The sequence below is a fragment of the Salipaludibacillus agaradhaerens genome (genome assembly GCF_002019735.1).
Lineage (GTDB): Bacteria > Bacillota > Bacilli > Bacillales > Salisediminibacteriaceae > Salipaludibacillus > Salipaludibacillus agaradhaerens.
In genome coordinates, this window is the sequence record NZ_KV917378.1 from 3,018,216 (window position 1) to 3,041,973 (window position 23,758).

At 39.7% G+C, this 23,758-nt stretch carries 19 protein-coding genes; 12 read left to right on the forward strand and 7 right to left on the reverse strand.

The features are described from left to right. Nucleotides 1-49 precede the first annotated feature (49 nt). The 4 genes from BK581_RS14160 to BK581_RS14180 form a co-directional block, all read right to left on the reverse strand. A complete protein-coding gene (locus BK581_RS14160; RefSeq protein WP_078578767.1) occupies nucleotides 50-952 on the reverse strand; it encodes a cation diffusion facilitator family transporter in 903 nt (300 codons plus the stop codon). Between the two features lie 272 nt (nucleotides 953-1,224). Then, a complete protein-coding gene (locus tag BK581_RS14165) occupies nucleotides 1,225-2,331 on the reverse strand; it encodes a S8 family peptidase (protein ID WP_078579952.1) in 1,107 nt (368 codons plus the stop codon). Between the two features lie 254 nt (nucleotides 2,332-2,585). Then, a complete protein-coding gene (locus BK581_RS14170) occupies nucleotides 2,586-3,467 on the reverse strand; it encodes a helix-turn-helix domain-containing protein (RefSeq protein WP_078578768.1) in 882 nt (293 codons plus the stop codon). A 434-nt stretch (nucleotides 3,468-3,901) separates the two neighbouring features. After that, nucleotides 3,902-5,257 carry a hypothetical protein gene (locus BK581_RS14180; RefSeq protein WP_078578770.1) on the reverse strand — a complete coding sequence of 452 codons (1,356 nt, stop codon included), beginning with the start codon at nucleotides 5,255-5,257 and terminating at the stop codon, nucleotides 3,902-3,904. 968 nt (nucleotides 5,258-6,225) lie between these two features. Here BK581_RS14180 and BK581_RS14185 point away from each other — a divergent pair. The 6 genes from BK581_RS14185 to htpX all read left to right on the forward strand — a co-directional run bounded on the left by BK581_RS14185 (nucleotide 6,226) and on the right by htpX (nucleotide 9,795). Beyond that, on the forward strand, nucleotides 6,226-6,426 hold the full coding sequence (locus BK581_RS14185; RefSeq protein ID WP_078578771.1) for a hypothetical protein: 201 nt from the start codon (nucleotides 6,226-6,228) through the stop codon (nucleotides 6,424-6,426). Between the two features lie 757 nt (nucleotides 6,427-7,183). Next, nucleotides 7,184-7,423 (forward strand): hypothetical protein, encoded by a 240-nt coding sequence (locus BK581_RS14190; RefSeq protein WP_078578772.1) that lies wholly within the window; start codon nucleotides 7,184-7,186, stop codon nucleotides 7,421-7,423. A 99-nt stretch (nucleotides 7,424-7,522) separates the two neighbouring features. Next, nucleotides 7,523-7,810 carry a hypothetical protein gene (locus BK581_RS14195; RefSeq protein WP_078578773.1) on the forward strand — a complete coding sequence of 96 codons (288 nt, stop codon included), beginning with the start codon at nucleotides 7,523-7,525 and terminating at the stop codon, nucleotides 7,808-7,810. 75 nt (nucleotides 7,811-7,885) lie between these two features. Continuing rightward, the gene (locus BK581_RS14200; RefSeq protein ID WP_078578774.1) at nucleotides 7,886-8,461 is read left to right on the forward strand and encodes a hypothetical protein; all 576 of its coding nucleotides are present in this window, start codon (nucleotides 7,886-7,888) and stop codon (nucleotides 8,459-8,461) included. Further along, a complete protein-coding gene (locus BK581_RS14205; RefSeq protein WP_078578775.1) occupies nucleotides 8,446-8,790 on the forward strand; it encodes a hypothetical protein in 345 nt (114 codons plus the stop codon). The genes BK581_RS14200 and BK581_RS14205 overlap by 16 nt, the downstream gene beginning before the upstream one ends. 90 nt (nucleotides 8,791-8,880) lie before the next feature. Beyond that, a complete protein-coding gene (gene htpX / locus BK581_RS14210) occupies nucleotides 8,881-9,795 on the forward strand; it encodes a protease HtpX (RefSeq protein ID WP_078578776.1) in 915 nt (304 codons plus the stop codon). 665 nt (nucleotides 9,796-10,460) lie between these two features. On the opposite strand, the gene BK581_RS14215 is transcribed toward htpX, so the two are convergent. Continuing rightward, complete coding sequence (locus BK581_RS14215) at nucleotides 10,461-11,510, reverse strand: hypothetical protein (RefSeq protein WP_078578777.1); 1,050 nt, start codon at nucleotides 11,508-11,510, stop codon at nucleotides 10,461-10,463. 425 nt (nucleotides 11,511-11,935) lie between these two features. On the opposite strand from BK581_RS14215, the gene BK581_RS14220 reads away from it, so the two are divergent. After that, on the forward strand, nucleotides 11,936-12,667 hold the full coding sequence (locus BK581_RS14220; RefSeq protein ID WP_078578778.1) for an SIS domain-containing protein: 732 nt from the start codon (nucleotides 11,936-11,938) through the stop codon (nucleotides 12,665-12,667). A gap of 379 nt (nucleotides 12,668-13,046) precedes the next feature. Then, entirely contained in the window at nucleotides 13,047-13,811 is a 765-nt protein-coding gene (locus tag BK581_RS14225; protein WP_078578779.1) for a MurR/RpiR family transcriptional regulator, read from the forward strand. A gap of 941 nt (nucleotides 13,812-14,752) precedes the next feature. On the opposite strand, the gene BK581_RS14230 is transcribed toward BK581_RS14225, so the two are convergent. Together BK581_RS14230 and BK581_RS14235 are read right to left on the reverse strand one after the other, a co-directional pair. After that, a complete protein-coding gene (locus BK581_RS14230; RefSeq protein ID WP_078578780.1) occupies nucleotides 14,753-16,078 on the reverse strand; it encodes a 6-phospho-alpha-glucosidase in 1,326 nt (441 codons plus the stop codon). A 32-nt stretch (nucleotides 16,079-16,110) separates the two neighbouring features. Then, a complete protein-coding gene (locus tag BK581_RS14235) occupies nucleotides 16,111-17,706 on the reverse strand; it encodes an alpha-glucoside-specific PTS transporter subunit IIBC (RefSeq protein WP_078578781.1) in 1,596 nt (531 codons plus the stop codon). A gap of 184 nt (nucleotides 17,707-17,890) precedes the next feature. Between BK581_RS14235 and BK581_RS14240 the strand changes: the two genes are divergently transcribed. The 4 genes from BK581_RS14240 to BK581_RS14255 all read left to right on the forward strand — a co-directional run bounded on the left by BK581_RS14240 (nucleotide 17,891) and on the right by BK581_RS14255 (nucleotide 23,705). Then, a complete protein-coding gene (locus BK581_RS14240) occupies nucleotides 17,891-18,397 on the forward strand; it encodes a GNAT family N-acetyltransferase (RefSeq protein ID WP_078578782.1) in 507 nt (168 codons plus the stop codon). A gap of 856 nt (nucleotides 18,398-19,253) precedes the next feature. Then, a complete protein-coding gene (locus BK581_RS14245; protein ID WP_078578783.1) occupies nucleotides 19,254-20,774 on the forward strand; it encodes a BCCT family transporter in 1,521 nt (506 codons plus the stop codon). A 163-nt stretch (nucleotides 20,775-20,937) separates the two neighbouring features. Further along, nucleotides 20,938-21,630 (forward strand): TetR/AcrR family transcriptional regulator, encoded by a 693-nt coding sequence (locus BK581_RS14250; protein WP_078578784.1) that lies wholly within the window; start codon nucleotides 20,938-20,940, stop codon nucleotides 21,628-21,630. Nucleotides 21,631-21,650: 20 nt separating this feature from the next. Beyond that, nucleotides 21,651-23,705: a CocE/NonD family hydrolase gene (locus BK581_RS14255; protein WP_078578785.1), complete on the forward strand. Its 2,055-nt coding sequence runs from the start codon at nucleotides 21,651-21,653 to the stop codon at nucleotides 23,703-23,705. Nucleotides 23,706-23,758 lie beyond the last annotated feature (53 nt).

Consider the following 23,758-nt stretch of genomic DNA (forward strand, 5'->3'; position numbering starts at 1 on the left):
GAGAGGAGGTAACGGGTTATATGGCAGGTAATAATTATCGCTAGCTCTTCTAGTATGGTTGCGTAACACAGTTAAAATCGCCAGCAGTTTCAATTTGGATTGCTCGGTTTTGAATATTTGCATGGTTGCTAATCCATCGATCCACCTCGTTTAAAATACGTTGGTGGTTGTCACTGAACGTGTTGTCAATCACTAAATGGCACGAAAAACTGTGTACGTCACTGGATAAACTCCACACATGTAGTTGATGAACATCGATGACTCCAGTTATGGCCATTAAGCCTTTTTTTAGTTCTTCTATTTGAATACCTGATGGCGTCCCTTCCATTAAAACATGAACCGTCTCTTTTAATAAACGAACACCCGAGAGTGCGATGAGCATCGCAATTAATAAACTTAATAACGGATCTGCCCAGTACCACTGGAAGGCCATGATTAAACTACTGGCAAGAATAGCAGAAACAGACCCTAACGTATCACCTAATACATGGAGGTAGGCGCCTCTCATATTTAAGTTTTCTTTTGTATTTTTCCCTGAAAGAACCATTAAAGCACCAATGTTTGCCACAAGACCAATAATGGCAATTATCATCATTGGGCCGCTACTCACGATTGTGGGGGCTGCTAAGCGTCCAATCGCTTCAAAAATGATGTAAACACTCACGCCAATAAGCATGAGAGCGTTCATAAGGGCGGCTAAAATTTCAATACGGTGGTTTCCAAATGTTTTTTTATTTGTGGCGGCTCTTGCGGCAAATACAATTGCTACAAAACTAATTAATAGATTGATAAAATCGCTAAACATGTGCCCTGCATCTGCTAACAGTGCAAGGCTTCCTGTCAAAATTCCTCCGATAAGTTCAATAAACATCCAGCTTCCGATGATGATCATGGCCCAAATAAGGCTTTTTTTATTTTTTGAGCTGTGATGATGGTGGTGATGACCACTCATATTAATCACTCCTTTTTTATATATGAATATATGAGCATTTGTTCATATTAATTATAAATGGTGACCTCTTAAGTGTCAATTCACACTTAGTGTATTTTTATATAAAAGCACAGCAAATAAGGGGAGAACTTTTTGGGAGCAATAAAATGAGACACAAATTAAGAGAGGATGGTCACGCGTACTCTCTTCTTTCCAAACTGAGAGGATGAGGGAGCTAAAATCTAAAAATGAGAACGCCCCAACGTGGGAGCGTTCTCACATATGTTAGCACATTAGTATTGGATGGCATTCAATGAACGGACGAGCCCGTTACCATATTGATATGAACTACCAAGGTTTTGTGCGGAAGCATTTAAGATTTGTCTTAATTGAGCATTTGATAGATTTGGTCTTGCTTGCCATACTTGGGCAGCCACACCTGCAACGTGCGGAGAAGCCATTGAAGTACCATTGTATGAAGCATAGTTTCCACCAGGTGTTGTACTTAGGACACTTACGCCAGGAGCTGATAGTTCCACTGTAGGGCCTGTACTAGAGAAGTTCCCCCGCACATTATTAGAATTTGTTGCAGCCACAGCGATAACTGAATTATAACGCGCTGGATAACCTACTGTGTTTGTGTTTCCAGCAGCTGTTCCACTGTTCCCAGCGGCAGCAACTACGAGAAGGCCACGATTGTAGGCAAGGTTACAATACTGCTCAAGGATTGAGGAGCTTGAAGACCCACCTAAGCTCATATTAATGATGTCCATACCGTTATTAATTGACCATTCAATTCCTTGGGCGATACCGGCATATGAGCCACTACCAGAGTTATTGAGTACTTTTACAGCATAGAGGTCTGCTTGAGGAGCCACACCGATAACGCCGATGTTGTTGTTAACGGCACCGACAGTACCAGCTACATGGGTTCCATGTCCGTTACCATCGTTGTAAGGAGAGTCGCCAAACACTGAGTAGCCTCCACGTACATTGGCTGATAAATCTGGATGAGAGCGATCAATACCAGAATCCAAGACAGCTACTTTGACGTTATTACCTGTATAACCTTGTGATTGAGCGGCAATGCCTTGAACGCGAGTGATACCCCATGGTGTTTGTTGTTGGTAGGCCTTCGCTTCGGCATTTTCTTCTACCGTTTTAATTTGAGGATGATTCTCAAGGCTGTTTACTTGAGTCTCACTGAGCTCCACATGTAAAACAGGCAGTAACTCGAACTCATAAAGTATATTGCTTTGAGAAATACCAATAGACTTCATGACACTCATGTCAGCGCTGTCTTCCTCAAACATGACGAGATATTCTTTCGTTCCGCTGCCACTGTTTCGATCTGTTGAGTCTCCAGACGCGAATCCTGGTGTCGCACTAAATACGAACATTAATGCGATAGCCACCCATGCTAATAATAACTTTTTCACATCTACCCTCTCCTTAATAAAATTACCGACACATCCTATAAAATGGCATGTCTGGTAGTGACTATAATAATCTAAAAATTCACATTAATCTAACTCTATTATAGGTCAAAATGGTGAATTACTAGGTTAATAGAGAAGGTAGAGGGACATTATAATCACTTTTCATAAAAAAGTATGAATATATTAATTTTTCTATTTTTTGAAGTATATATCACTCAACTGTTTTTAATAATCTCTATTTCCTCAACGAGTTCTTGAATAACTTTCGGCACAGGATGAAGCTGATAAATCCACAAGGCATCATATAATAGCTGAAGACTTTCTTGTTTTTTTGAGGGATGTAACCGAAATAAAGAGCAGCCTTTTTGATAGAAGAGATGGCCTAATAAATATAATTGATCCTCGTTAACACATGTTTTAATGCCTTTATTGGCGTAAAATAATGACTCACGATAATTTTTTCTATCGTAAGCGTTACGACTAGCATTGAATAAAATTCTAATAATTAATCGATACTCTCGACGAAGAGGGAGCCTTTCTATTTCGTTTAATAAGGTTGTATAAATATCTGCGGCTAAATCAAGACGGCCAATTTCACTGTAAACGATAGCTTTAGATGACAAAATATCAATGTCCATTTCAGACATTTTCTTTTGGTTATCTGGTCGTAAAGCTAAGGCTTCATCCAGTAATAGGAGAGATTTTTTACTATCTTTCTCCATATGGAAAGCACAAATTCCCTCCCGCCATAAAAAATATTGCTGTAAATGTGGTTTTTTAAAAAGTGGGTTTGTTTTTTCTAATTGAATCGTTTTCATGACGTCCTCATATTCGTGATGGCGAACAAGTTGATCAATATGATTAATCGTTTCTTTAACATAATCAATACCATTGCGTGAGATGTCATCGAAAAAATAGTTTAAATCAACACCGAGCCGGAGGGCGAGCTGATGTAGAAGAGGAGCTGTGGGAGTTGCTGTATGCTTTTCAATTCGGCTAATTAACCCTTGAGTACATATCCCGTCACTAAGCTCTTGTTGAGACATATGTAAATGGTCTCGTAAATCTTTAATTCTATCCCCGATTAAATAATCCATTGGCCAAGCCCCCCAATTATTAATATGTTAATGGTTAAGTATCATTATAAGAGATTCTTGCCTAAAAATGAAGATAATGTCAGAATATTCTCTGTTTTCGAAGGTACAGAACTTTTATTTTTATGGCATAATAAAAAAAATTAAACGGGGAGGAGCCATTTATGAAAAAATATGCTGTGATATCTGCTTTGGTATTAGTCTTGTTGTTTCCTACTGTGTCATCATACACTGCCGATTTTATGCCCCAAGCGCCACCTAGATATACCCATGGATAACGTGTGTTTCTATTGAGTAAAAGCCCCATAAGTTGCCACTTATGGGGCTTTATTTAATACATTAGTTTTAGTGTCGTTTTCAGTTTTGTATTTGTGAAAAAATTTATTTTTCCAGAAGCAAAGAAAGCATCTTCTCATATATCAGAAAGGGGCTGGTCATCAAATGATCATCATCGCCACTGCAATACCAATGGCACCGTATAAGAGTGTAAAAGGCAGGTTGCGAAGTGTAATTCGGTAAGGGTTTTGTTCTGTGTTTATAGACGTTAGCGTCAGAACAACGCCAAATGTACTAGAGCTTGAAGTAGCAAGTGCACCCACGATGAGCACAATGCCAATCGCTACCGGATTAAAGATATGAAATAATGGTGCTAACACTTCAAGTAAAATAGCAATAGTGCCCACAGGATGAACACCAATCATCGCCATAAAAAAGTAAGTAGCTAAAATAAGTATGAGAATCATAAGAGGTGAATGATCGAAAATAACAAATGGCCGTTGAACATATTGTAATAGCGTCGTCTCATTTAAGCTGTTAGTAAAAAAAGCAAGGGTAATAAATAAGATGACGAAGTTCTGCGTTTTGTTTGTCTGTTGCTTCCATACTTCAAAGCCAAATACTTTAAATAAGTACCAACGTTTAATAATAATCGCCCACAAGCAAGAAAAAGGGACGATAACAAGTGTAACTGTGAGAATAAAATTTAATTGAAAGAGATGACTAAGTGATAGAACGATCGTCAGGAATAAAATGAGAGCGGCAAACAGTTTTAAGATCTCTTGAATAATTTTTTGGAGTGGTACGTCATGGGAACTTTCTAATGCTGGTTCATAGGCAATCGATTTAAAGCGATACCGGCCAATGACCGAGTCGACTAAAAGAATGAAAAATGAAATCCCAAGTAGCCAAGGCAAATAAATTAAGTAACTAACACCAGTAGCATCTACAGTAATAGCTACAATAATTTCCATCGGACTCCAAATGAGAGCCATTGTGAATGCACGAATCGTCGCCCGGCTAATGAAATTATCACGTACAGCTTTACTCATGTTTTTCATGCTTTTTAATAAAACACTTTGAGACAGGTTAACGGCTGATAAATTAAGAAACGTCATCAAAATATAGGTAGTTAAAACACTTCGTGAATATAAGCTTCCTAGATGATGAACCTTTTCTTTCATAAGACCGTTTATATGTTGATCGTATTTACCTACATGCACAACACTATTAATCCACGGCAAAACCATTAAAAAAGCAAGCAGTTGCATATTTGTCGTAAAAAACAGGGGAAGCCCTTTTATGGACAGTCCCGCTGTTACATACATCAGACTTCCGCTTGCCATGAAGGCACCACCGAGAACTTTAAACAAGGTGGAACCCTGTTTAAAAGAGATCACAAGCATGGTGATAGCGAGAAGACCAATCACATAATCCAGAGTGGCAGAGCTTAAAAATCGGTTTATAATATAAAGTATTAGGACAGATGAGTAAAATAAGTATAAGCGATCTTTCATAATATTCCTCTTTCCAGTCAGTATGGCTCTCTACCATACTCACGAAGTAATTAAACGAGTGTGCTTTTATATGAGAATACCTCCTCCCTTTAGCAGCGACAATTAAAAATCTCTAATTAGAATATGATTAGCTGAAACTAGTTTTGTAAGTAGTTTGTCCTCAAGCCTTTGCAAAGCTAATACTCTAACCCTACCTAACGATGGGGGATTTAATCAAGTTAAAGAACAATATATCGGAGAAAACAGATCGACGACTACCGATAAAAAAATTAAATTGACCAGTCATATTCTTTGAACGATATAATGATCCTCCAGCTCAGGAACTTCCATCTTTTAGCTGAAGGGTGGAGGCTGGGTAGGGGTAATTTTACTGGCTCAATTATCAATCTAGTATTAGGTGTAGCTGTTAGTGTTAGTGGTGGAGTAGGAGCATCGAAGCGGCCTAATAACGACTGGATTGATATAATGTAAAAGGGTGATGCTAATGAGAAATCTATTAAAGGCTCTTTTAATCATAATAGTAGGAAGTACTTTCTTTTATTTTTATAACATGATTGTCCCTAAAAATGTATTATATTTTATAGTTATTATTCCATTTATCATATTGGGATATATAGGTTTTAGAAAGCTATTTCGAGAAGGGTTATAATCCAACTTCATTTTAAGAGAACGCCAGATCGTTAACATGAAAGAGTACAAGTTAAGACTTAAATTATGTTGATATTAAGGGGGGCTAACAACATCCATTTGTGTGTTAGTATCTTTCTTTAAAATATGTGGAGGCTTATTTAAAAGAGATAGTAAGCATGGCGATAACGAGAAGGGTCATCACATAAACAAAGGCACTGTCATAAAGACTAATTGTCATACAGTCAGTAATAGCCGTATGAAGTCCATCGCAAGACTGAGGAACTTAATGGAAAAGGTGTGATATAATAAAACCATACTTTTGGCTGGAGGGAAAACGGATGGACTTCTTTTTTTACATTGCCGTGATAGTAGGGATGTATTATCTCTATGAAGCTTATAATAGCAAGAAAAAATATAAAATAAAGGAAAGAGAATTAAGAGTTGAAGAAAAACGTATTGAACTGGAAAAGCTGAGATTAGAAAAAGGGCTTTCTAGTAGTGAGACCCAAGATGTTGAAGCGACAAAAGAAGAACGGTAAAAGGATAACGGATAAGGGACATATGGGAGGTTTAGTGTAAGCACTATATGTATGATGTCTCTTCCTAATCGATCGAAAAATTCATAATTTTGCGACATATCCTTGTTTAACGTTTTAAAAACAAGGATATGTAAACGTATCAAACTGCTGTCTCACGAATAAAAGTGGGGCGGCAGTTCCTTTTCTCCCTTATTTCCCCAATGCTAACGGTCGCCGCTAATGTCCGGATTCACTCAACGTGGAAGAAAAGTGAAAACGCCCACCGTTTGAAGGGAAGGTTCATTTTATTACCTAAAATAGACAAGTCACTAGAAACACAATTATATGCAAGGGGAAGATGTTCACCTAAATTTGAGCTGCCTCACGTCTTAATAAAAATAGTCGATTAAAAAGGACGGTCAATGGATGTTAGGTAGGAGAAGATGTCTCACCTAGAGATTAATGGTATCTATCTAATAAGTGTAAAGGCCTAGTTCTTATTGAGTGGTGGGGACTTTCTACAGCTGATTATACATAAAATTATAAAGCTGTGTAAGCTGTCCATATAAGAAAGAAAGCGTTATATTATGAGCTGAACTTGATAGTGTTTCTTACTTATCTGCAAGAAAAAATTAGTTCGTTGGCACCTTAAAGCGTTATTCATACCATGATATTGTTAAATGCGTGATATTGAGGTTGATATTTCAAGTAATGAATATATTAGACAAGTTTTAACAAGAACATGATTACCTTAGCATTTTAAGAAAGAAGGGTCCTTATGGAAGAAGTTGGACAAAAGGAAGCGAACAGTCTTAATGAACAAATAGATCAAACCGTATCGGTTGGTGAATGGATGTTGCTGGGGATTGTGACAGTGATCCCTATCGTTAATATCATTATTCTGCTTTTTTTAGCTTTTAGTGAAAAGGTTAAACCGAATATGAAAGGCTACGCTATTGCCTCGTTAATTATTATAGGTGTGTTGACGGTCGGGATGTTAGGATTGCGCTATCTTTAATGTAGTTGTTTAAAAAAAGTCACAGATTATCGCCTTCGCTGAATGATACACAGCGAATAGAGAGTCTGTTCAGTTGGTTATCTAGAAGGAGCCATAACGATGTATAATAAGTGTGACTATAATAACCATTCTCCACACCCAGATCACTTTGAAGTGAGAGAGGATACGACAGTAGGAGAGTGGGTTGGACTTCATATAGTGCTGTTTATTCCTGTAATAAATATCATTATTCTCATGTTAATGTTGTGTAATAAAAGACTTAATAAAAGCTTGAGACATTTTGCGGTAGCGACATTACTTATGTTGCTCATCAGCTGGCTGGTACTTTTATGGGGTGAAAGGATCATTCACATCAGTGATTTTCTTGGAGGACGAGGGTTATTTTAAAAAGCAAAGTTATACTTAATTTATTAGTTCGCGTAATGGTCCGAACTATTTAAGTACTTTCAGATAGGAGAAATAATGGCACAACATGTATCAGAGAATATAGTGGAGAATCGAACGGCGTCAGTTCAAAGTTGGCTCTATATTGGTATTCTCACATTAATACCAGGGCTCAATATAGTGATTTTTCTAGCCTTAGCGGTTAGTGAGGAACCTAATAAAAGCTTGCAAAATTTTGGACGTGCAGCACTGATCAATATCGCGATAGCAGCCCTCGCTATTATCATTGTGAGCGTGATGTTGTCGTTTAGTATTAAAAGAACCTTAACAGAATTATTACCTTGGTGGGTATTTGGGTGGAGCGAGGGGAAAGACATGAGTGAGGACACGTCTAAGAAAGAACTGGTGACTAACACCACGTCAATTAAAGGATGGCTGTATATTGGCATTTTATCGCTTATTCCTTTTGTGAATATTGTCGCCTTTTTCTTATTAGCTTTCATTGAAAAAAATAATGCTAGCTTGAAAAATTATGCCCGTGCCGCGTTATTGCAAGTAGGAATAGCTGTGGTCGCCATCATCATTGTAAGCTCGTTCCATTCGATTAGTTTGGACGTGATAGAAAGAGAGATATTACATTGGATATCAATCTAAAGATAACAGATGGAGAAAAAATGGAGAAGGGGACGTCTGGAAAATTAGTCGTAAAAGACACCACGTCCATTGGAGGTTGGCTTCTAGTTGCCACCTTAACCATCATTCCAATAGTGAATGTCATTACCTTTTTAGCATTTGCCTTTAGTGATGAGCATAACAGAAGTTTGAAAAACTATGCTCGAGCTGGATTAATTAGTCTTTTCATCGGTGTAATGACCGTCTTTATTGTTGGTATCGGGTTACAAGTTGATTTTAACAAGATGGTGGACTTACTTCCAGATTGGTTCACCTATTTAAGAGGCAACCCAGCTGAACAAGAAGTATAAGGAATGCCTCAGAATAGTAAATCATTATCTGTATGTTGTGAAAACATGTTAAAATAGATAGCAGTTAAGAGAGGAAATGGAGGAGACAGTATGGGGAAAAGATTTTTATTTTTTATTATGACAAACATTCTCGTTATGACGACGATCGTCATCGTATGGTCTATCATTACGAGGTTTACAGATTTAGGTACCACGTTTGATACAGGTGGTCCAGGTTTAGGAATCGATTACGCGTCATTAATGGTATTTAGCTTGCTTGTAGGTTTTGCAGGCTCATTTATTTCGTTAGCTATGTCTCGTTGGGTGGCTAAAAAAATGATGGGTGTGAAGGTGCTTGACCCAGACGGATCGTTATCACAGCACGAACGAGAGATAGTGGAGAAAGTGCACCGACTGTCTCGTGCAGCTGGCTTAACTCATATGCCAGAGGTAGGTATTTACCATTCTGCTGAAGTGAATGCATTTGCTACAGGCCCATCTAAAAAACGGTCATTAGTGGCAGTATCTGCCGGTTTGTTAAACAACTTGGATGACGATGCAGTCGAAGGGGTTATCGCTCATGAAGTGGCACACGTTGCTAACGGCGATATGGTGACGATGACGTTATTACAAGGGGTTGTTAACACGTTCGTTGTCTTCTTCTCTCGCATTGCCGCAATTATTGTGTCACGTTTTGTACGATCAGAATTACAATGGATTGTACGGTTTGCAGCTATAATCATCTTCCAAATTCTATTCTCCATTTTAGGCAGTATGGTCGTGATGGCCTTCTCACGTTATCGGGAATATCATGCCGATAGAGGTGGCGCCGACCTAGCTGGACGAGATAAAATGGCACATGCTTTAAGGTCATTAAAGGCGCACGTTGAACGGGCAACAGTCAATGATCAAAGAGATGATTCTGCTGTACAAACAATGAAAATCAATGGTAAAGGCGGTATGATGAAGCTTTTCTCATCACACCCTGATTTAGATGATAGAATTGCACGTCTTGAGCAACGTTAAGATTAACTAGCGAAAGCGTTACGCTCTAAAATAATGAAAAAGGGCTGTCCCATAAGCAAACACTTATGAGGAGAGGCCTTTTTTTAATGGTGTTATGGAAGAAAATGTATTAGAGTCAACGCTGCGTTTTTTCCTAATAATAATGACCACAGAGGCATGTTAATCATCGCTTTAAAAAAATTTCAAAATTTAGTCACTTAACCTTAGGACATTACATTGTATAAATTAAAGTCTAATGGTAAAACTGTTGAAATGACAATAATAGATAGGAGTGCCCACTATGGATAAAACAGATTCACAAAAAATAGCGAAAGAAATGTTAGAAAATCAAAAGAAAGAAAACGAAAAGGCAAAAGAAAAGGCCAAAAAAGCGCTGAGTCGATAAGGATACATCATAAATAAGAATGATTAACGCCATATTAACATATGCTTTCATTGTGACGTTCACTTAACTTTAGTCGTCATGACATCAGGTGAAATACTTTTACATGGAAAGCCGCTGAAAAAAGACGAGGCAATGCCCAACAATTGGGGAGAGTTGCGGAATATAAGCGGGGAAGTGCTGAAAAGAGAAGAGATAATGCTGAAAAAAAGAGGGTTAATGCTTAAAAGAGAGACTACGAAAGCCGATTATCTGATTAACCCCCAAGATTACGTTAAAGTCATTACAAATGGGACTTATGCGAAAATTTGTTTAGTAACTCGCAGCAGATCCATAATAACTCCTGAATAAGGCTCACATTTAGTTTGCCTGATTCTGTGTCGTAATTAAACTTCTCTCGATTTGAATCATCTAAGTGTAACGATATAATCCACTCGCTGCCATCTTGAAGTGTACGTTTCCATGAGATGCTATTGTCTAAAATAAGCGGTGATTGGTAGGTTGTGTGAATAGCTTGAACAAAAGTGTTATCGGTGTTTTTAAATGGAATAAACTCTAAGAACTCCGCCTTGTTAATGCCATACCCATCGATAAACGAGAGCCCGGTGTCATCAATTTTGTAGAGGGAATAATTAATGCCAAAATTGATATTGTCTAGATTAAATTGATCTTGTACGAGCATTGTCAGCTTGTTTTTCAAATTGAACAGAAATGTCATGGCCATATCACTGCGTTCATTAAATAACTTTGCTAATTCTTCACTGGCATTTAATTTCTCTAATAATTCTTGAATGACAGCCTCATTATCGTCTATAATTTCTTGTTGCATTGCTAGCTCTGTTTCGAGCTCTTCATTATGAGGGGCTTTCATCTCCTGCATAAGTTCTTTTTTTAATGTGGCGATGAAATCTTTTTCTTTTGCTAATGCAATGAGTGACTTATACTCTTTTTCTCTTCTCTTTTCGTAGACGCGAATATGAAAGAAACGACTACCAATCCGACTCATTTCCTCAAGCAAGCGACTTCTTAGCCAAGCTATAAATAGTCCTACAATAACGATAGTTAGAATGACAAGTGATGGTAATGGTAAGTCAAAAATAGTTTCTATATTATCCCATAATACTGTCATCATACTGACAGGTAGGAGGGCGAGGAATAACCCTCTCCATGAAAATAGTTGTTGGAGCAATTGGACGCAATAGTCGATGGCATTTTTAAACAAAAGAGGAAGGACCGTTTTTTCATTCGTTTTCGACGCGTCATGTAAATGGTTAAGAAGGCTGTTGAGCTCTTTTGAAAATACTCTTAGCTTTCGTTCCACATCTCGTTTCATGCGGACTCCTTTCTCATGCCGTGTTCGACCACCATACTAAAATATGAGACAAGAAAGAGGGAATAAATGTTCCTCTTTATTCATGCATATGCACTCATACAGTGTTTCATATCTTTTTCCAGAAAATTTTTATAATGGTATTTTCATGTACATATGAAACTTGCATATTAGATTATATGTACATAAAGTTACGATATCCATCAAAATGTCATCATTCTTTAAGAAAATTGACAGAGAAGGATGTTTTTTACGGCAAATTGGTATAGACAACTGATTCACTACGTGGTATTTTAACGAAATAAGGTCGTTATAACTTCTTTTTTAGTTGAAAGAAAAATGTGAGCTCTTACAATTAGAGTATGATCAAGCCCACAAAGTGTGACCGACATGCTACAAGTCATGGTTGACGTTAAGGAGGACATATTATGCATCGCGACTATATTGACGAAATGATTCACAGATTAGAGAACTTGAAGAACAAACAAGGAAGGTCATTAAAAAATGTAGGAAGAAAGCTGGCAGAAAGGGTCGAAAACGGAGGAATTGTGCATTTATTTGGAGCAGGTCATTCCCATATGTTAGCGGAAGAAGTGTTTTACCGAGCCGGTGGTCTCGTACCGGTGAATCCCATTTTGGAGGAAAGCTTAATGCTTCATGAAGGTGCTGTACGGTCTTCCATGCTAGAAAAAAAAGCGGGCTATGCAGCCACATTTTTGAGCGATACGTCGATTCAGCCAGAAGATGCCGTCATTGTTATTTCCACATCAGGGAGAAATCCCGTTCCTATTGATGTGGCACTGTATGCTAAACAAGTTGGCTGTTATGTGGTGGCAATAACGTCCACAGCTTACAAGTCACACGTTTCTTCTCGACATGAGAGCGGACAGCACTTATGTGAGATAGTAGAAGATGTGTTACATAATTTGAGCCCAGTAGGAGATACGACATTAACACACGATCGCGTCAATGTGCCTTTTGCTTCTGGTTCTACAGTGATTGGTGCAGCCATTATTAATAGTGTGTTTGCAGAGGCAATTGTTCATCTTGCTGAGAAAGGAATAGAACCTCCCGTTTTTTTAAGTGGTAATATTGATCATGCAGAAGAACATAATCAGTCACTGATTAATAAGTATCAAAAACGAATTCCACTACTTTAGCTCGCCTTAGCGCTATGTGTGAAAATTATTATTGGAAGTGAGTAGAAGCATTTTTGTTTTGTGACTATTTATCCCACTCTTAAGGAGCAGTAATCCCCCTCAAAACTTAAGAAGATCGAAACGTTAAGGTGGGGGATAAACTGCCTCTAAAGGTCCGATAAGTTAAACTAACAATCAGCGGAGGGAAACCCCCACTGATTGAAGGTTTGTTTTATCCTCTACTCATACTAAAATATAACTGAACTACGTTAAAAATGGCCCCTTCCCTTCGAAGTAGTAAACAGTAATGATTCGTGAAGGACATCTTCGAAAACATCAGCATTTTAATCCAGAGAGAATGCTATAATAGAGGGAGACGATAGAAGGATGGGGGAACGGTATGAGGCTTGAGGAAGTGGTTAACAGGCATTATCATCAGCTTAATGATAATGATATGTATATTTTAAAATATATTTTAAATCATGCGCAGACGTGTTATCAGTTAAGCATTAATGAGTTGGCGAGAGCATGTAATGTCTCTAAATCTTCAGTGCTTCGTTTTACACAAAAATTAGGTTTTTCTGGTTATAGTGAGTTCAAGGTTTTTCTAAAGTGGGATAATCGGCGGGAAAAGACGGACTCACACTATATAGAGCCGCTGTATACGGATATTGATGCTACATTAAATGATTTATCTGATAAGTCATTTGATGCGATTAGCGAATTGCTTTACCAAGCTAGAACCATTTTCGTGTACGGTTCAGGGGTGGCACAAACGAATTGTGCGTTGGAGTTGCAGCGGCAGTTTGCTAATGCTCAGCGTCATCTTGTGGTGATTCATGACCAAACGGAGTTCGAGATTATCCAACAAAGCATGACACCTGAAGATGTGATCATTATTATTTCACTGTCAGGTGATACGCCAGCGCTCATACCCCAAGCAGAATGGCTAGCAGCGAAAGGCGTGCCGATCATATCGGTAACCAATCTGAAAAACAATAAAATTGCCCAAATGGCTACACATCATCTGTATGCAACAAGTACATTTACGTCAGTGACAGCCTACCGAGATATTATCTCATTTGTCCCTTTCTCCATTGTTCTTGAACACATGTTTCGTCATTATTTAACGTATGAAGAAAAAAGGGATCATCCTGATCAGTAGTCACATTGTGGGGATAGCAGGTTTACCACGTCCCATGTCACTGAATAAGCGCCTCGATTCAAGACAGCTATGGCAGCTGATTGTTACTTTCAAAGTGAACGTCCTTTCCCTTACAAATGGAAGATGAGTGTTTAGTCATTCTGATTAATGTTACGATGTGGCATATTATACTAACTCAGCACATCACTTAATGATTAAGTGGTGTTCTTTTTGTTGTTTGATAACCTCATTTTTCAGGTGAGTAGACGACTACATTCATTATTTGAGTGGACGTCGACAAAAACCGCTGTTCTGGTAAATGGGATTATTTGTATTGAAAAAGATAAGCAGATATTGACTGCTCTCCTCCCGTTCTTTTTCCACCTTTATCCCAGTCTTAAGGGGCAGTAAAACCCCCACTGATTGAAGTTTAGCTTTATGTGGCGTGATAAGGGCCTAGAAAGGAAGACAGTATGAGAAAAGAGTTTAATGAGTGTCTTGATGTTCGTGGGAATGCCTCTTATCCACCGTATTTATAACTTTAACGACAGCAAAAAAGGCTGGGACAAATCTAGCTAAGAAGTAATTGTAGAAAGGGTCGGATCATCAAAATAAGATGTTTGGTTATAATATTTAAACATAAGGACACCCCCGGTAAGTTATTATGTGGTTACTTTAATTTTACCGGAAGGTGTCCTTTAGATTTCAACAAATTAGATGATTGTAGCGAAAGGGGAGAGACGCCCTCGGGAAAAGCATTCGGCGAAGATCCCGCAGGGCGGTTTTCCCGAGGAAGCTGAGGCAATGCCCGAGGCAAGCGAGCATCCTGTAGCGGAAATCAACAACAAAGTTTAGCAGAGTATAAAAAGGAAAGAGAGACACCCACCCAATTTATTGGGATGAGTGCCTCTCTATTTTTTATTTACCGGGTTTGGTTCCAGCCCGTTAGTCTTTATGTCTGATTAAGAAAGGGTTGGCCAAAATTCTTTATTAGCTTCTATTAGATCATCTAACAGTGCTTTAGCAATGGTGACACTAGGGACTGTACGTGATAGGGTGAGTGCTTGCCATAGTTTTTGGTAAGAGCCTTCTACCCACGCTTCAACAACGAGCTTTTCAACAGAAACTTGCTGTTCCATTAAGCCTTTTTGAAATTGTGGGATGTGGCCTACTGTTAATGGTTCCGGTCCTGTGCTTCCTACCAAGCAAGGGATTTCTACCATTGCTTCTGGGTGCATATTTGGAATGGCGCCGTTATTTTCAACGATTAATAGCATACGCTCTTTCGTGTTGTAAGCAATGGCTTTAGCTAAATCGACAATATAAGAAGCATGTTCATCAATATGAAGCGCTGTGTCTGCAGCTGTTCCTTTATCAATAATACTTTGACACTCTCCAAATACGAATTTCTCCCGTCCTTCCATTACTTCGTTTGCCCGAGTATGATCTGGATTGGAGTGGGCAACGACCTCGTCAGGGAAAAAGTAATATTTTAAATACGTATTAGGCAGTGTTTCTGGGTCGATATGTTGCACATCTTTTGCTTTAGCAAACGTATCATTCCAGCTGTCATCGGCATGTTGCTTTGATTTGTCAGCTGTGACATAGCCATGTTCGGCTACGTGAGCCCGTAATATTGGAAGTAAATCGTTGCCTTCCTTATCACGAATGTCGTACCACCAACCGAAGTGATTCAAGCCGTAGTACTTAACAACCATGTCTTTACGTGATGCTAAACCGAGGATAGAGGCCATCAATTCTTCAATACCAATTGGCATATCACAAATGTTAAGCACCTTTGAATGAGGACGAAGACGTCTTGTAGCTTCGGCAACGATGGCAGCTGGATTTGAATAATTAAGCATCCATGCGTTCGGTGAATAACGTTCCATATAGTCTACTAGCTCTAATACAGGGCCGATGGAACGCATACCGTATGCCATACCGCCTGGTCCGCACGTTTCCTGGCCTAGAACCCCGTGTCGGAGAGGGATTTTTTCATCTTGCTCACGCATTTTGTATTTCCCAACACGAATATGTGCCATGACGAAATCAATGTCTGAAAAGGCTTCCTCAGGATCAACGGTGCTCACAAATGTCATCTCTGGTGCTCTTTCTTTTAGTAAAATACGGCAGGCCTCTGCCACTGTCTCTTGACGTTCTTTATCATTATCGTAAAATTTAATAGTGTGGATTGGGAACGTATCAAGATGTTCTAAAAGCATAAGCACGATTCCTGGTGTAAATGTACTTCCTCCACCTGCGATTGTAATAGCATGTTTTTTCATAATAAATTCCTCCTTAGTTAATCGGCCACAGACTAGCGACCAGAAAGCTCTTCAAAATAATCTCTTACTTGTGATACGGAAAGGCCGACGATGATTTGAATATTAGTGCCGTTCACCACAAGCCCGTGAGCGCCAGCCTCTTTAAATTCGGCTTCGCTTTTCAGTTTGCCAGTATCATGAACGGAAACGCGTAGTCGCGTAGCGCAATTCGTTACTTCTGAAATGTTCTCTTTGCCGCCTAGCAGCTGTAAAAAATGATCTGCTTGACGCTCATAATCATTTTTATACGTCTGAACATCGGAAGTGGCAGCCGTGTCACCAGCTTTTTTTGCTTGGTAATCTTTCTTTGTATAAAGCTTCGTTTCATTCGATTTACTGTCCCGTCCTGGTAAAGGAATATTAAATCTTAAAATTAAGAAACGGAATAAGAAGAAATAAATCGCTGTAAACGACAAGCCAACTGCAAACTGAATAAGGTACATAGACCAGTGGTTACTAAATAAAGGCACCCAGTTTGTGGTAGCAATTTCAATCAGACCACCGCCCATATTACCAACGACCCCTAGAGCATACATCGTTGCCCCCATTGTGGCGGCAAGGACAGCGTGAATAGCGAATAAATAAGGTGCGATGAATAAGAACGTAAATTCAAGTGGCTCTGTAATACCAGCAAAGACCGATGTTAATGTTGCCGCTAATAGTAACGCACCCACTTTTTTTCTGTTCTCCGGTTTTGCTGTGGCATAAATAGCTAATGCAATACCTGGGGCAGCAAACATTTTTGAGTTACCGTGTAGAAGGAAACCAGCCTGTGGAAAGACATCCTTTAAAGGTTCTGTCGTCTGAGCGAATGTTCCTAAGTTCTGAATCCAGTAAGCTGTAATACCCTCCTGTACGACTGCTGGACCATATTGGAATGGTGTGTATATAAAATGGTGCAAGCCGGTTGGGATTAAAATTCTTTCTAAAAATAAGAAGATCCAGACACCTAATGTGCCAGCGCTTTTCATAAATCCTTGTAAGGATAAAATTGAATCTTGTACCATCGGCCAGAAAAAGCTTGTTAAAAGAGCGAGGGGAAGCATCAGAAAGAATGCAACCATAACCACATACGGTGTCCCTTGGAATATTCCTACTGCTTCAGGCAATCTTTTCTCGTAATAACGATTATGAAGCCAAACGACGATGCCGGAGATCACGATGGCACCAATAATACTCGTATCAAGCGTTTTAATTCCGGCAATATAGGTAAGCCCGCTCGTCCCGCCGACCTCAGCGGTGAAATCAACACCTAGTGCAGGTCCCCAAATCTCTAAAATACTGTTAACGTAATAATTGAATACAACATACGAAACGAATGCGGCTAAACAAGCTCTCGCAGCAGCTTTTTTAGCTAAGGAGATAGGCAATCCAATCAAAAAGATGAGAGGCATTTGATTGAATATGGTCCATCCGCCATTTTCAATTAAGGTCCATACTTGATACCATAAATGATCTGGATCAGCTAACGATCCAAAAATGGCTTCGTTCTTAAATAATGTTGCAAGTCCGACAACGATACCGAAAAAAGGAAATAAAAGTACGGGAACAATCATGGCACTTCCAAAGCGTTGAATGTTCTTCATCATGGAAAAAACACCACCTTTTCTTTTTAGTTGTTAAGACGATTTAATTGTATATTTGAAAACGCTTTATCACAATGGCATCAAAGGAAAGAGGGAGTTAAAAGCTAATTCGGGGTATTTTCCCACATGCCGGGAATTTTCCCAGAGGTAGTGATATGATCATATAAGAGTGAAAGGAGACGTTAGAATGATAGAAACTAAAAGGCTCTTGATACGGCCGTTCGTAAGTGATGACTTGCCAGCTTTATATGCTATCTTATCAGATAAAGAGACAATGACCTACTACCCGAGACCTTTTAATGTTGACGAAACACGAAGCTGGATAGAACGGAATCAACAAAGATATGTGGATGACGGGTTCGGATTATGGGCTGTGGTATTAAAGAGAACGAACGAGGTAATTGGAGACTGTGGTCTCGTATTACAAAACGTTGATGGCACTAAAGAAGTGGAGATCGGCTACCATATATCCAAGCATTATTGGGGGGAAGGCTACGCTACGGAAGCGGCAACAGCATGTCAACACTATGGGTTTTCGACTTTCAAATTGTCTAAGCTCATTAGTATCATCGATCCAGCAAACAGTCCTTCTGTTCGGGTAGCTGAAAAGACAGGCCTTACATTTGAAAAAGAAGCGTATGTGTTTCATAAATGGCATCATATTTACGCTATTCAACATCAAGGTCCTATGTGATAGAAGTGAGAAGGCTGAGCTAAGATTGGATAGAGGATATGTCTAGGGAAAGGCGCTCGTTTCTAGCGGAAGTTTATTATATTAGTCGTTGGTTCACTAAACTAGGAATGTTCTAAAGAATCCAGTGAAAAAACTATATCCTTATTGGATAAAATCTCAACAATCTTTTAAAATAGGGTGTGACGACACTTTATGAGAATGTTAAAAATAGTCTTAGTTTTAATTGCCTTATCAGTTCTTACAACGAGTGTCTATTCGTTCTTATCAGAGCGACCTGTACCTTTTTGGGTATTTCCTTTAGTAGGGGTGATGTTAAATCGTCCTAATTATCATCTCATTAAAATCAAAAACGTCAAAACCATAGTTTTTTAAACGGCTTTTAGCAAAATGTCTAAAAGTCGTTTCTTTTGTATATCGTGTTTAGCATTCTAGACTTTTGGAATGGCAATTTCTTTTAATGTAAGAAACTTCTAAAATAGTTGTAGACAGGCTGTTTATTTATAGTATCAAGAACACGTGACTAGCGCTCTGTTGTACACGTTAAGAGAGAAGCTAGTTTTAATGGTTGTCAGATAAATAACATGTTTGTATTTGTCCTTCATGGCAGTCGTTTAGGGAAAGTTATTAACATGAGGATACCCCGTGTTTTGTTGAACAATTAGTCTAACCGAGAGGATATAAGCCCCATAGACAAGAATCGAGAGCTAATAACCGTTAGCTTTTAATAAGGCCTTTATGAGGCTAAAAGCGACGTTTGACTTTCTTTTTGACTATGTTAGTATGAACGTGTTCTTTAAATGAACATGTTCATTAAATGATCTTGTTCATAAAACTTTATGGGAGGTATGTGAACTACATGACTTATTCAAAGGTTGAAAAGTCCATTTTTTGGCCCTCATTATTATTAATCTTAGGTGTCACGGTGCTGCTCGTTATTTTCAGACAAGATGCTGGGCCTACCTTAGAATCATGGCTTGAGCAAATTACGTATCGTTTAGATTGGGCGTTCGAACTTTTAACAATTGGTTTATTCATTATTTTATTATGGTTGATGTTAGGAAAGTACAGCCGAGTTAAGCTTGGTGGTGTGGATGATCAGCCGGAGTTTTCCAGGTTCAGCTGGGGAGGTATGTTGTTCTCTGCAAGTATGGGAACGAGTATTATGTTCTGGTCCATTGTTGAACCACTCTATTACTACACGTGGCCGCCATTTGGTTTGGAAGCAGAATCACATGCAGCTGCGGAGTATGCAGTCAGTTATGGATTATTTCATTGGGGGATTTCAGCATGGGCGCTATATGCTCTACCAGCTGTCGTGATGGCTTATAGCTTTTATGTGCTAAAAAATCCGTCATTAAAAATTAGTTCTGCCTGCCGAGGTGTGCTTGGAAAACATGCAGATGGCTTTGTTGGAAAAGCCATTGATGTTCTCGTTATTTGGAGTATGATAGGCGGTTTAGGGACATCGCTAGGTCTAGGTGTGCCAATGGTGTCTGCTGTACTCGGAAATTTAGTAGGGGTTGAACCCTCATTAACGTTGAATATTGTGATTATTATCATTTGGACGTTTATTTTTAGTACGAGTGCTTATTTCGGGCTTTATAAAGGGATTCGTAAATTAAGCGATTTGAATATTTATATGGCGCTTGGATTAGCTGTTTTTGTCATTATTGCAGGTCCGACGCTCTTTATCCTATCTTATTTTACGAATAGTCTCGGTGTCATGCTCGATAACTTTTTGTTGATGAGTTTGTATACAGATCCGATTAATCAAAGCGGATTTCCACAATCGTGGACGGTCTTCTATTGGGCTTGGTTTGCGGCAACGGCTCCGTTCATAGGGATTTTCGTTGCAAGGATTTCAAAGGGAAGAACAATACGGGAGCTTGTATTTAATGTTCTCTTATGGGGATCGTTAGGCAGCTGGTTGTACTTCGGTGTTTTCGGTGGCTATGCAATGGATTTACAGCTATCAGGTACGTTAGATTTAATAGGCATCCAAGCAGAATCAGGTGACCCGTCCGTCATTGTTGCCGTGTTAAATTCCTTACCAATGCCAGTACTCGTGTCTGCTTTCTTTGTAATTCTCGGCTTTATATTTTTAGCTACGTCGCTTGACTCTGCCAGTTATGTCATTGCAAGTGTGGCCACTGAAGAGTTGGGGCCTGAGTCACAGCCAGCACGCTGGCATCGTCTTATGTGGGGGATTCTGTTATCGGCTTTAGCCATTAGTCTTACGATGACGGGCGGATTAAATGTGGTTCAAACATCCTCTGTGCTCGTGGCGATACCTGTCCTACTTATGTATATTCTTATGACTGTCTCCTTGATAAAATGGTTAAAGAAGAATGAAGATAAACACGTTTATCACAGATAACTGTCCGTAAACCCCTCTGGTTCAAAATAGAGCGGAGAGTGGGAGGTAACGGCCGGTAATGTCCTGATTCACTAAACTACCAATCAATGGAGAAGAGAGAAAACGCCCACTGATTGAAGGTTCGTTCGATGTTAAGGGCGGGAAGTAGGGAGGCCAGACGAAAATGGTAAAGGGGAAAAAGGAAATTCAACGGGCTCGTATGTGGCGGTATTTTCTTGATGCTGCAACGGACGTGATTGAAGAAGAAGGGATTCAAAACGTCACCATTCGCAAAATTGCAGATCGAGCAGGCTATACGAGTTCCACAGCTTACAACTATTTTAAAGATCTCTCTCATTTAAAATTTTTCGCTGCGATGCGTTTTACGACGGATTATTTAAATGAGTTGCCAGATTATATGGCGAAGGGGAAAAATACGGTAGATAAGTGGCTGTATGCATGGGAGTGCTTTTGCAAGCATTCCTTTGAACAACCGGAGATTTATTCTGTCATATTTATGGGGAATCTCGGTGTAGAACCAGAGGAGCTTCTTGATCATTATTATGATGTATATAAAGATGATTTAAGCGGGTTGCCGGAAACGATCCAAGCTATCATTATGCAGCACAATTTCTCTAAGCGGAGCGCTCAATTCATACAAGGTGCTGTGGAGGAGGGCTTTATAAAACAAGAGGATGTGACACTTATTGCTGATATGACGCTGATGATATGGAAGGGTATGATGAATACCTATATGAATCATCGACGGACGGACACGAAACAAGAAGCGGCGGCTCGAACGGTCCATTTCGTTCAACAATGTGTGATCCGGTCAATTGATCCGTCGAGGCGGGATGAATTGGCGTTTAACCTGTAACAAATGAAAGGATGACAGACGTGGTTTTTAACATTAAAGATTCGCAAAAACGAAGGGTGAAAACAGATTTTCCCCGAGAGATAGAGAAAAAGGCGCATAGTTGGATTCCCATGTCAGACGGGAGGAAGTTAGCTGCTACTATTTGGTTGCCAGTAGATGCTGACGAGAACCCTGTTCCAGCTATTTTGGAATATATTCCTTACAGAAAAAACGATTTTACCGCAATTCGTGATTCTGTCAGACACCCTTATTTTGCAGGGCACGGCTATGCCAGTATTCGTGTGGATATTGGCGGAACCGGTGATTCAGATGGCTATTTAAAAGATGAATATTTAAAGCAAGAACAAGATGACGCCTTAGAAGTGCTCAGCTGGATTGAACAACAAGCATGGAGTACTGGTGCAGTAGGTATGATCGGAAAATCGTGGGGAGGATTTAATAGTCTTCAAGTGGCCGCACGTCAGCACCCGGCCCTTAAAGCGATTATTACCCTTTGTTCAACAGACGATCGTTATGCGGATGATGTCCATTATCGTGGTGGTAATGTCCTTGCTTCAGATATGCTTTGGTGGGCATCCACAATGTTTGCCTATAATGCTCGTCCTCAAGATCCAGAGGTAGTTGGTGAAGCCTGGAAAGAAAATTGGCTCGAACGCTTGGAGAAAACACCACCTTTTGTAGAAGAGTGGTTGCGTCACCAGAGACGGGATGATTATTGGAAACATGGTTCTGTCTGTGAGAACATTGAGGATATTACGATACCGGTCTTCGCTGTAAGTGGCTGGCAAGATGGGTACACAGATGCTGTTTTTCGGCTTCTACAAGATTTACCTGGTGAGAGTAAAGGTTTAGTTGGTCCTTGGGCCCATGAATACCCGGAAGTAGCAACACCAGAACCGGCAATTGGATTTTTACAGGAGTGTCTTCGTTGGTGGGATCACTGGTTAAAAGGTGAGGATACTGGCATTATGAAGGAACCTAAGCTTACCTCATGGATTCAAAATAGCGAAAAACCGCAAGTTACGTATGAGGAACGGCCAGGGAAATGGGTCGCAGATAATAGTTGGCCTTCTAAACATGTGACTAACCGTGCGTACTGGTTATGGAACGAGAAACTTGGGAAAGCCCCAGTTGAAAAAAATGAAAAGACACTCATTCCGAGCGTGCAGGAACATGGCTTTTATTCAGGGGTATTTTGTCCATTCGGACAGCCAGGTGATTTACCAGCAGATCAGCGGTTGGAAAATGGGAAAGCTGTGACCTTCACATCTGAGCCTTTGGAAGATACGATAGAACTGTTAGGCCACCCAAAATTTTATGCGGACCTGTCGTCTGATCAAGAAGATGCTTTCATTGCGGTTCGGTTGATGGATAAAGCGCCAACAGGAGAATCTACCTTAATAAGCTGGGGTATGCTTAATTTGACACATCGCCATTCTCATGAGTATCCGGAAAAATTAGTAAAGGGAGAACGTTATAAAGTAGAGGTGAAGCTGGATGCTCTAGGCCAGCAAATACCGAAAGGCCACCGTATTGAAATAGCGGTAGCCCCTACTTATTGGCCGTCGGCGTGGCCATCACCAAAACCAGTGAATTTGACCTTATACAGTGGGGAGGCTACCCGTTTACAGCTGCCTGTGAGATCACCTCAGCAGCAAGATGAAACAGCAGGCGACTTTGATGCTCCAGAAACGGCACCTGTTATGGAACGAGAGATTATCCGAAAAGAAAAGCGGACGAGACAGGTGATCCATGAACCCATAACAGGAGAATGGACACTTAGTGATTATTCGGATGAAGGCGAGCGTCGTTTACCAGAGAATGGTCTACAATATGGTAGTGTTAATAAAAATGTATGGTCTATTCGCGAAGGAGACCCTCTGTCTGCACGTAATCGCTGTGAATGGGAGCTGACCATCGGCCGTGGACAGTGGCAGACGAAGGTGCAAACATGCAGTGATATGTGGAGTGATGAGACGACCTTCTATCTCGTTAATAAGTTAGTAGCTTTTGAAGGAGATAAAGAGATTTTCTCAAAGACATGGGAGACAGAAATTGACAGGGACCATGTTTAATTCAGGACCAAATGTTTAAAACGGTTAAAAAAAGATTTAAAGGTACGGTATAT